The sequence below is a fragment of the Planctomycetota bacterium genome (genome assembly GCA_016872555.1).
Taxonomy (GTDB): domain Bacteria; phylum Planctomycetota; class Planctomycetia; order Pirellulales; family UBA1268; genus F1-20-MAGs016.
The window spans coordinates 41,892-51,346 of record VGZO01000031.1 but is presented as its reverse complement, the minus strand read 5'-3'; the positions used below and the strand labels follow the sequence as shown (position 1 = coordinate 51,346).

The following is a 9,455-nucleotide window of genomic DNA, read 5'->3' as shown; positions in this document are numbered from 1 at the left end:
CGAGACGACGTCAGACACGCCACGCGCAATCCGCCAGGCGCGATGAAGAGGGCGCGTCGCCCCCTCGATCCCGCGCATGCACCACCGGCAGAAGCCGCAGAGCGAACCGCTCCGCGCCATAGGGCCGGTTTGATTGCCGTCGGCGGCCTTGCGGTCGCGACGGGGACGGTGCTTGCAGGAGCGGATCCTGAGGGGCTACGATTGAAGGAGACCGCAGTTTAACCCCTCCCTCCTGGCCTGTCAACAGTCGGTGAAAAAACGGTCCATCCGGGATCTTTGTGGGTGGACGACAGGAGACGACATGCCGGCATTCCCATGACAGGGCCAGCCAAGCCCCCTCCGCCGTCGCCCTCGCATCGGCCCGTCACCCCCTGGCGGCGGGTCGATGCGAGGGCAAAGGCGCGGGGGGCATCCCCCTCTGCAGAGACCGAGCGGAGGCTGCGCCCGCCGCGATGACCCACGGAAATGCCGGATGGACCAAATTTTCCCAGGAAAACTGCGGGTTTTTGGGAATCAAGGGTGGCCCGGCCAGGCAGTCGCCACGTCCATGCCCTCTTCGAGAGGGGGATGGCGCCGTTGGCTCGCGACTCGTCGATCCGAGAAAGAAGGGAGAGGACCGGGCAAGGAGAGGGGACTGGCGCCGTTGTTCGGCGAGGGACAAGGTGCCTGTCCCGTCCTTAGTCCGTCCTTATGTCCCCTTATCCGTCCTTATGTCCCTTGGCGGGGCGAGGTTGGCTGTCCCGTCCTTGTCCGTCTCCTTGTTCCCTGTTCTTCTGTCACTTGGCCGCTGTGTTCGGCGCGGACCCCGCGGCGGGCCTTGGACCCATGAGGGAACGCCTGTACACTCTTTCGGGGCTTCTCCGACGGCGCGACCCATGGCCACGATCTCGTCGATCCGCACCAAACTCCTCGAGCAGTTTCCCGAACCGCAGGCCACGCTCATGGCCACGGTGTTCGTCGAGTCGCACGACGAGCTGATCCACCGCGCCGAATTCAACGAGCTCACCGCCGTCGTCAAGGAGCTTGCCACGGCGCAGCACGAGCTGGCCGAGGCGCAGCAGCGCACAGAAACCCGAGTCGAGGAATTGGCAGAGGCACAGAAGGATCTCGCCGAGGCACAGCAGCGCACCGAAGCCAGGGTCGAGGAATTAGCCGTAGCCCAAAAGTGCACCGAAGCCCGCGTCGAGGAGCTGGCCGAAGCGCAACGAGATCTGGCCGAGGCCCAAAAGCAGACCACCTGGGCCGTCAAGGACCTCGCCAAGCAGGTCGGGGGCCTTGCCGGAGCGTTTGGCGGCAGCCTCGAGGATTTCGCCTGCGAGTTGATTCCCGAGTTGCTCGAACATCACCGCGGCATGGTGATCACCTCGGCGGGACCCGAAGAGATCGTCGTCGCAGGCGAAGCGAAAGAGTTCGACGTCGTGATCCGCGGCACGCTGGCCGGCCGGCCGGTGATCGTGCTGTGCGAAGTCAAGGCAGCCGTGAGCGCCAGCGAAGTGCGCAAGTTTCTCAAGGTCGTCGAGGCGGCGCGCGAGGCGATTCCCGGAGCCGATATCCGCGTTATGTTCTTCGGCTACCGGGCCGACAGCCAGGCGCGCAAGGCGATCACCGCCGCCGGCGCCGCGATGGTCTTTACCCGCGGCGTGATGATCCCCTGACGGCGTCACACCGGGGACATGCTCCGCAGCCCTCTACTCTCGCCATCCCCTTGATTCGGCGCCGCTGGCCTCACGTGCCGCAGAATGTCCGGTAGCAGGCTCCGCCGGCGGGCGGCGGCTGGCGATAGCGGTCGTTCTCCGGCGTCGCCACGAATGGCTGGCGGATAGCTGCCACGAGCCGCTCGAGCGGCGCGAGGTCGCCGGCCACCGCCGCGGCGAGTGCCTCTTCGACGAGGTGATTGCGCGGGATCACCTGCGGATTGCTCCGCCGCAACAGTCCGGCCGCTTCGGCAAGCGACTGCGGTTGCCGGGCGAGCCTGGCGCGCCACGCTTCCTCCCACACATGAAGCGCCTCGGTCGCGGCAGGTGGCGATCCGGCCGCGAGCCGGTCGGCGAGCGCGGCCCATGACTGCGTGTAATCGGCGCGGGCTTCGGCGAGTGCCGCGAGCAATCCGTCGGCAAGCTGCCCATCCCCCTCCTCGGCCGTGAACAGACCGAGCTTAACGCGCATCGCGGCCAGCCAGCGCTGGCGAAACCGATCGGGAAACGTCGCCAGCACGCCGCGGGCCGCGTCGACCGCCCCCGCGCCGCCGTCGCCGATCAACCCGAGGAGGCTCTCGGCGAGCCGGGCGAGGTTCCACTGCGTGATCGCCGGCTGGTTGCCGAACGCGTAGCGGCCGTGGTGGTCGATCGAGCTGAAGACCGTCGCCGGGTCGTAGACGTCGAGGAACGCGCAGGGGCCGTAGTCGATCGTCTCGCCGGAGACGGCGCAGTTGTCGGTGTTCATCACGCCGTGGACGAAGCCGACGGCAAGCCAGCGCGCGACGAGGTCCGCCTGCCGGCCGACGACCGCGTCGAGGAATACAAGCGCCCGCTCGGGGGCGGCGGCGAGCTCGGGGTCGTGGCGCGCGATGCAGTGGTCGAGGAGGGCGCCGACGAGCGCCTCGTCGCCGAGGGCGGCGGCGAATTGGAACGTGCCGACGCGGACGTGGCTGGCGGCGACCCGCGTGAGCACGGCGCCGGGCAGCACTGCCTCGCGGTACACCGGCTCACCGGTGGCCACCACGGCCAGCGCCCGCGTGGTGGGGATCCCCAGCGCGTGCATGGCCTCGCCGATCACGTACTCGCGGAGCATCGGCCCCAGCGCCGCCCGGCCGTCCCCCTGGCGCGAATAGGGGGTCCGGCCCGAGCCCTTGAGCTGGATGTCGTGGCGCCGGCCGTCGGGAGCGATCTGCTCGCCGAGGAGGATCGCCCGGCCGTCGCCGAGGTTGACGAAGTGGCCGTATTGGTGACCGGCGTAGGCCTGGGCGAGCGGCTCGGCCCCCGGCGGCAGGGCATTGCCGGCCAACACCTCGGGCGTCTTCCCGAGCGCCGCCGGATCGAGGCCGAGCGCGGCGGCGAGGTCGTCGTTGAGGACGACGAGGCGCGGCTGGCGCACCGGCGCGGGGGCAAGCCGGGAGAAGAGCGGGGCCGGGAGCCGGGCGTAGGAATTGTCGAACCGCCAGCCGGCACTCGCGCTTGCCACGCCCTCGTCCTCGTCGCCGCGGGGAAGCCGGTGCGGGAGCAGCCGACCTGCGAAGTATAGGACGCCGTGGCCCGAAGGATCGCGGCTCGACCGATCGCCCCCGCGGCACGACAATCGGATCGTCCGCCTGGCCGCGCGCCTGCCGCGGCTCTCTCCCCCGGGAACCGTCGCCATGCGTGGCCTGGTCGTCTGCACGCTGCTCGTCGTCGCGCTCGCGGCAGTCCGCCGCGCGGGGGCCGCCGATGAGCTATCGGTCGAGGAGGTGGCGCGGCGCGTGCGCGGCAGCGTGGTCACGATCCGCCACATCGGTCGTGGTGAGCGCGACCAGGGCCTCGGCACCGGATTCGTCGTCGCCGCCGACGGCCTCGTCGCCACCAATCTCCACGTCATCGGCGAAGCCCGGCCGGTGAGCGTCGAACTGGCCGACGGGTCGCGGCACGATGTGATCGCCGTCCACGCCGTCGACCGGGCGGCCGACCTGGCGATCGTGCGGATCGCCCGGCAGGGGCTCGCGCCGCTGGCGCTCGGCGACCCGAAGTCACTCGCCGACGGGCAGGAGGTGGTCGCCGTCGGCAATCCGCACGGCCTCGAGCGGAGCGTCGTCGCCGGGCGTGTCTCAGGGAAGCGCGAGATCGACGGCCGGAGCATGATCCAACTGGCGATCCCGATCGAGCCGGGGAACAGCGGCGGCCCGCTCCTCGACCGCCAGGGGCGCGTCCATGGCGTGCTGACGATGAAATCGCTGGTCACGCCGTCGCTCGGGTTCGCCGTCGCCGCCGACCGCCTCACTCCCCTCCTGGCCGATCCCAATCCAGTGTCGATGGAGCGCTGGCTGACGATCGGCGCCCTCGATCCGTCGGAATGGACGGCGCTCGGCGGCGCCCGCTGGCGGCAGCGCGCCGGGCGGATCACCGTCGCCGGCGTGGGGACCGGCTTCGGCGGGCGTTCGCTCTGCCTGGCCGTCGAGCCGCCGCCTGCCGTGCCCTACGAGGTGGCGACGTGGGTGAAACTCGACGACGAATCGGGGGCCGCGGGGCTCGTGTTCACCGCCGACGGCGGCGACCGTCACCACGGCTTCTATCCCTCGGCGGGGAAGCTCCGGCTGACGCGCTTCGACGGGCCCGACGTGACGTCGTGGAACATCCTCCGCGAACTGCAAAGCGACGCCTACCGCCCCGGGGAATGGAACCACCTCCGCGTCCGCCGCGAGGCGGGCCGGATCGTCGGCTTCGTCAACGACGTCGAAGCGTTCGCCGTCGCGCTGGACGGCCCCGCCGGCGGCCGCGTCGGCCTGGCCGCCTTCCGCGGCACCGAGGCGGCGTTCCGCGGATTTGCCGTGGGCCGCTCGCTGCCGCCGGCACGCCCCGACGCCGCCGCGCGCGACGCCGCCGGCCGGCTCGCCGGCCCGCCCCCCGCCGACGGCCGCCCCGCCCCCGACTCGATCGCGCGCCTCCTCGAAGGCGACGACCGCGCCGCCGCGCTCCGCGCGCGCAGCGAAGACCTGCGCCGCGAGGCGGCGTGGCTCGAGGAGCTGGCCGGCGGCGTCGAGGCACGGAAGACGATCGGGGCGCTGGTCGCCACGGCGGTCCGCGAGGACGAGTCGATCGACCTGCTCCGCGGGGCGCTGCTGGTCGCCAAGCTCGACGACCCGGCGCTCGACGTCGAGGCGTCTGTGCGCCAGCTCGAGCGCCTCGCGCGCGACGTCGCCGCGGGGCTCCCCGCCGACGCCGACGAAGCGGCGCGGCGCGCCGCCCTCGACCGCGTCCTGTTTTCCGAGCTCGGGTTCCACGGCAGCCGCGGCGACTACTACAACCGCGCCAACAGCTACGTCAGCGAGGTGCTCGACGACCGCGAGGGGATCCCGATCACGCTGGCGGTCGTCTACATGGAGCTCGCCCGGCGCCTCGGCCTGGTCATCGAGGGGGTCGGCCTTCCCGGCCACTTCATCGTCCGCCACGACCCCGCCGGCGGGGAGCCGGTGTGGATCGACGTCTTCGACGGTGGAAAGCAGCTCGACCGGGCCGGCGTGGCGGCACTGCTCCGCGACGTGCAGGGGATCGAGCTTGTCGACGACCACCTGGCCGTCGTCGGCCCGCGGGCGATCCTCGTGCGGATCCTCGGCAACCTGATCGGGATCGCCGAGCGCGAGGACCGCCCCGAGGCACTGCTCCGCTACCTCGACGCGACCTTGGCGCTCGAGCCGGAGACGGTCTCGTCGCGCGTCCGGCGGATGATCGTGGCGACGCGGCTCGAGCGGCTCGAGACGGCGCTGGCCGACGCCCGCTGGCTCCTCGACAACGCCCCCGAGGGGGTGGACCTCGACAAGGTCCGCGAGCTGGTGACGGCGCTCGAGGAGCGGCGCGCCGCGCGCTAATGCGGGCGGGCGACGATCGTCGTGTGCGGCAGCAGCCGGCAGACCTCGTCGGCGGCGCGGCCGATGCCGTCCTCGGCCGCGATCTTCGCGGCGAGCGCGGCACAGGCCGCGGCGACGGCGCTGTCGCCGAGCAGATTCCCGAGACGGGCAGCCAGAGCCGGCCCGCGGAACCTCCGGGGCACGAGGCCCGTGCCGACGCCGAGCCGCTCGACGCGCGCGAGGTTGTCGAACTGGTCGAACCCCAGCGGCATGATCACCTGCGGGATCCCGGCGGCGAGGGCCTGCGACGCCGAGCCGATGCCGCCGTGGTGGACCAGCGCCGCCGCCCGGGGCAGGAGCCAGCGGAAGGGGAGAAAGTCGACGTGGCACACGTGGTCCGGCAACGCCGCGGGCACCTGCCCGGGAAAGCGCGAGAGCAACAGCCCGCGGCGGCCGAGGATCCCGCAGGCCTCGACGGCGGCGGCGAAGAAGGCGTGGCCGAAGACGTTGGCCGAGCCGGGCGTGAAGACGATCGGCGGAGGGCCCGACTCGATCCAGGCGGCGGTTGCCCGCTCCGGTGCGCTCACCCCTTCCTCGCTGTAGAGCGGGAAGCCGCCGAGGCGCGTCTGCGGCGGCCAGTCGGGCTGCGGTGGGGCGAACCACTCGGGAAACATCCCCAGCACGCGGGTCGGCGAGTGCCACCAGTCGCGGAGGATGCCGCGGACCGGCGCGAGGCCGTGGCGGGCCCGGAACGGCTCGAGCCACGGCGCGATCGCCGGGTCGGCGAGGAACCGGTCGATCCCGGCCCACTGCAGCCGCCGCCACCAACGCGGGCCGACGTGCGTCCAGCCGGCCGGGAGACGCGGTGAGTCGTAGACGCTGCGGAACAGTGCCGGCGAAAGATGGACGCTGACCAGCGGGATCGCGTGCGTCTCGGCGGCGACGCGCGCCCCGAACGCGAGGCTCGACGCGACGACGAGCGTCCGCCCCGGTTCGTCGAGGCCGACGAGGGTCGCGTGCAGCCCTTCGAGGAGCGGTCGCCCCATCTTCTCGAGGATCACCTTCGTGCCCCGGTAGCGATCCCAGATCACCGGATCGGCGATCGCCGTGGCGAAGTCGAGGTCGGGGAGCGGGTCGACGAAGCGGAGCCCCGCCCGCTCGGCGAGGCCACGGAAGTAGCCCGCGGCCAGGAGCGTCACCCGGCAGCCGCGCGCGACGAGCTCCCGGCCGAGACCGACGAACGGATGGACGTCGCCGGAACTGCCGACGGCGCAGAGGATCACCAGTGGGGCGGCGGGGCGGGTCATCGTCGCTCGGAGGCGGGAGGGGCGGCGCGGACCGCGGGGAAAGTGTGCCACAATGCGGGGCACCACGGTCCAATCCCGCTCCCCGCCGCACTGCCTCCCTCGAGGGCCCGAGCCATGCCGACCGTCTCCGCGAGCTTTCGTTCGCGTTTCCCGCAGCGTGCGCGCAGCCCCGGCCTTGCCCTGGTGCCCCTGCTGCTGGCCTGCGGGGCGCGCGTCGCCGCTGCCGAGCCGATCGAAGTGCCGCTGTGGCCGGGACCGGCGCCGGTCGGGGATGGCTCTGTCGATGGTGAGGGGAAGCCGCGGATCACCGTCCACCTTCCCGAGAAGCCGACCGGGGCCGCGGCGGTGATCTGCCCCGGCGGCGGCTACGGCGGGCTGGTGACCGGCCCGGAGGGGCACGGCATCGCCGCCTGGCTGTGCCGCCACGGGATCGCCGGCGTCGTCCTCGAATACCGCCTTCCCGCCGGTCGGCCGGAAGTGCCACGGCTCGATGCGGCGCGCGCGATCCGCACGGTCCGCCACCGCGCCGCGGAGTGGAACCTCGACGCGCGGCGGATCGGGATCATCGGGTTCTCGGCGGGGGGCCACCTGGCGGCCACCGCGGCGACGCTCTTCGAGGCGGGCGCCCCCGGTGCGGCCGACCCGGTCGAGCGCGTCGGCAGCCGCCCCGACTTCGCGATCCTCGTCTATCCGGTGATCACGCTCATGTCCGGAAACGCCGCGCACGGCGGATCACGGAGCAATCTCCTCGGCCCCGCGCCGTCGGCCGACCTCGTCCGCCGGTTCTCGGCGGAGCAGCAGGTGACCGCCGACACCACGCCGACGTTCCTCGCCCATGCCGAGGACGACGCGCCGGTGCCGATCGCCAACAGCGTCCTGTTCCACGACGCCCTCGTCGCCAAGGGGGTCCCGGTGCGGCTCCTCCGGCTCCCCTCGGGAGGCCACGGGCTCGACGGCTACAAGGGCCCCTCCTGGGATGCCTGGCAAGCTGGGTCGCTGGCGTGGCTGCGGCAGCGCGGCATGGTCCCCTGACGGGCCGCACCGGCGGCGGCGCACCGATTCCGTCCGCTGGCCGTGCGCAGCGAGCGTTTTTTGCACCGCGCGCGTATGATCGATGCCAGCGCGAGGACCGGAACGGATCGGTCACCGCGGCGCCGGTTTTCTTCGGCAGGGAGGATGACGATGAAGCGGGTCGTGATGATGCTCGGTCTGGTCGCGGCGCTGGCGGCAACGCGGCCGGCCAAGGCGGGAGGATTCTGGGTCGGGTCGTTCGGCCCGCCGGTCGTGGCGCCGGTGCCGTTCGGGCTGGCGGGGCCGACGTTCGTCGGTGGCTTCGTGCCCGTGGCGCCGGTGATGCCCATCGTCGTCGCCCGGCCGGTGGTCCCCGTCATGACCCCGGTGGTGACGACGGTGTCCTATTACTCGCCGGCACCGGTGATCGTCACGCGCCCTGCTGTGCGCTACGCCAACCGCGTCTACCGGCGGAGCGTGCTGTGGGGCTGGTGAAAGCCCGCCGGTGACGCAGCCGCGCGGCCGACCACCACTGGCCGACAGCGCGATCCGCGATCAGCGCACCGGCGCCAGTTCGCCCCGGCCGCCGGTTTCCACGCCGACGCGCGTCGGATGGACGGCGAACCGCACACGGACCGCGGGGTGGGTGGTGTAGAGGCGGTGGCGAGTGCCGTCGAAGACGAGCATCGCGCTCGATTCGCCGGGCACCTCGTCATCGACCGGGAGGAGGGGATTGCCGCGCCACTTCGTCCAGTGCCGCAGGTCGTCGCTGGTGGCGATGCAGGTGCACCAGCGCCCCTGGCCGCCGAGCGCGCTGGCGTGGTACAGCGCGAAGTAGCGCCCCTGGTAGCGGACGATCTGGTCGAGTGCCACGGCGCGGGCGTCGTAGGGCTCCGGCCCGCAGGCGATCACCGGCTCGTCAGCGACGTTGGTCCAGACGAGCAGGTCGCGCGACGTCGCCAGCCAGATGCCGAGATCCTGCCGTTCGTAGAACAGGTGCCACACGCCCCCTTCGAGCCAGACGGCGGGAGTGCCACGCGGCCCGTCGGGAATCGGCCGCCCATCGACGAGGCGGATGTCGAGTGCGCCTTGCGAGTGCCAGTCGAGCCCGTCGGCCGACGTCCAGTGCGCCGCGATGTCTCCCTCCCCCTCGACGAACGCCTGGTAGGCGCCCCCCGCCGGGCGCATCAGGCACACGTCCTCGATCCAGGTGTCGGCCACCAGCGGCCGGCCCGGGGTGCGCGTCCAGTTGAGACCGTCGGGGCTGGTGGCATGGCCGAGCCGGCAGCGGCCGCGCGGGCCGGCTGGATCACTCTTGGGCGCGACGCCGGTGTACCACATCCGCCACCGCCCCCCTTCGCGCACGATCCAGCCGCGTTCGCGGATCTCGTGGTCCCAGCCGCCGTCGCCACGGCCGGCGAACAGCGGCGTCCGCGACGGCGGGCCGAACTCGAGCAGCTCGAGGGGGAAGCGCGCCTCCGGCGGTGCCGGCGCGGCGCGCTGGGCGTGGCCCGAGGGCGCCGTCAGGACGACGACGACGGCGGCGGCCCACAGGGTGAGGACCCGAACCCGGACGGAAGCGCGAGGCGTCATGGCCCGATGAT

The 9,455-nt window shown here is 72.6% G+C and carries 7 protein-coding genes; 4 read left to right on the top strand and 3 right to left on the bottom strand.

Annotated features, from left to right (window positions below; genetic code table 11):
* Nucleotides 1-875 precede the first annotated feature (875 nt).
* Nucleotides 876-1,655, top strand: a complete 780-nt coding sequence (locus FJ309_11415; protein ID MBM3955205.1) for a hypothetical protein — start codon at nt 876-878, stop codon at nt 1,653-1,655.
* 70 nt (nt 1,656-1,725) lie between these two features.
* Here the strand turns inward: FJ309_11415 and FJ309_11410 are convergent, their stop codons facing one another.
* On the bottom strand, nt 1,726-3,354 hold the full coding sequence (locus FJ309_11410; protein MBM3955204.1) for a YdiU family protein: 1,629 nt from the start codon (nt 3,352-3,354) through the stop codon (nt 1,726-1,728).
* On the opposite strand from FJ309_11410, the gene FJ309_11405 reads away from it, so the two are divergent.
* A complete protein-coding gene (locus FJ309_11405) occupies nt 3,353-5,554 on the top strand; it encodes a trypsin-like serine protease (GenBank protein MBM3955203.1) in 2,202 nt (733 codons plus the stop codon). The two genes, FJ309_11410 and FJ309_11405, sit on opposite strands and share 2 nt — an antisense overlap.
* Here FJ309_11405 and FJ309_11400 read toward each other — a convergent pair.
* Nucleotides 5,551-6,840: a glycosyltransferase family 1 protein gene (locus FJ309_11400; GenBank protein MBM3955202.1), complete on the bottom strand. Its 1,290-nt coding sequence runs from the start codon at nt 6,838-6,840 to the stop codon at nt 5,551-5,553. The genes FJ309_11405 and FJ309_11400 overlap by 4 nt on opposite strands.
* Nucleotides 6,841-6,954: 114 nt before the next feature.
* Between FJ309_11400 and FJ309_11395 the strand changes: the two genes are divergently transcribed.
* Both FJ309_11395 and FJ309_11390 read left to right on the top strand, forming a co-directional pair.
* A complete protein-coding gene (locus tag FJ309_11395) occupies nt 6,955-7,872 on the top strand; it encodes an alpha/beta hydrolase (protein ID MBM3955201.1) in 918 nt (305 codons plus the stop codon).
* 150 nt (nt 7,873-8,022) lie between these two features.
* The gene (locus tag FJ309_11390; GenBank protein ID MBM3955200.1) at nt 8,023-8,346 is read left to right on the top strand and encodes a hypothetical protein; all 324 of its coding nucleotides are present in this window, start codon (nt 8,023-8,025) and stop codon (nt 8,344-8,346) included.
* 60 nt (nt 8,347-8,406) lie between these two features.
* Here the strand turns inward: FJ309_11390 and FJ309_11385 are convergent, their stop codons facing one another.
* Nucleotides 8,407-9,444 carry a glycosylase gene (locus FJ309_11385; protein MBM3955199.1) on the bottom strand — a complete coding sequence of 346 codons (1,038 nt, stop codon included), beginning with the start codon at nt 9,442-9,444 and terminating at the stop codon, nt 8,407-8,409.
* Between the last annotated feature and the right edge of the window lie 11 nt (nt 9,445-9,455).

Excerpts from the sequence above, each read along its gene's own strand:
- FJ309_11415 (MBM3955205.1), top strand. The coding sequence starts at position 876 with ATGGCCACGATCTCGTCGATCCGCACCAAACTCCTCGAGCAGTTTCCC.
- FJ309_11395 (MBM3955201.1), top strand. The coding sequence starts at position 6,955 with ATGCCGACCGTCTCCGCGAGCTTTCGTTCGCGTTTCCCGCAGCGTGCG.
- FJ309_11410 (MBM3955204.1), bottom strand. The coding sequence starts at position 3,354 with ATGGCGACGGTTCCCGGGGGAGAGAGCCGCGGCAGGCGCGCGGCCAGG.
- FJ309_11405 (MBM3955203.1), top strand. The coding sequence starts at position 3,353 with ATGCGTGGCCTGGTCGTCTGCACGCTGCTCGTCGTCGCGCTCGCGGCA.
- FJ309_11400 (MBM3955202.1), bottom strand. The coding sequence starts at position 6,840 with ATGACCCGCCCCGCCGCCCCACTGGTGATCCTCTGCGCCGTCGGCAGT.
- FJ309_11385 (MBM3955199.1), bottom strand. The coding sequence starts at position 9,444 with ATGACGCCTCGCGCTTCCGTCCGGGTTCGGGTCCTCACCCTGTGGGCC.
- FJ309_11390 (MBM3955200.1), top strand. The coding sequence starts at position 8,023 with ATGAAGCGGGTCGTGATGATGCTCGGTCTGGTCGCGGCGCTGGCGGCA.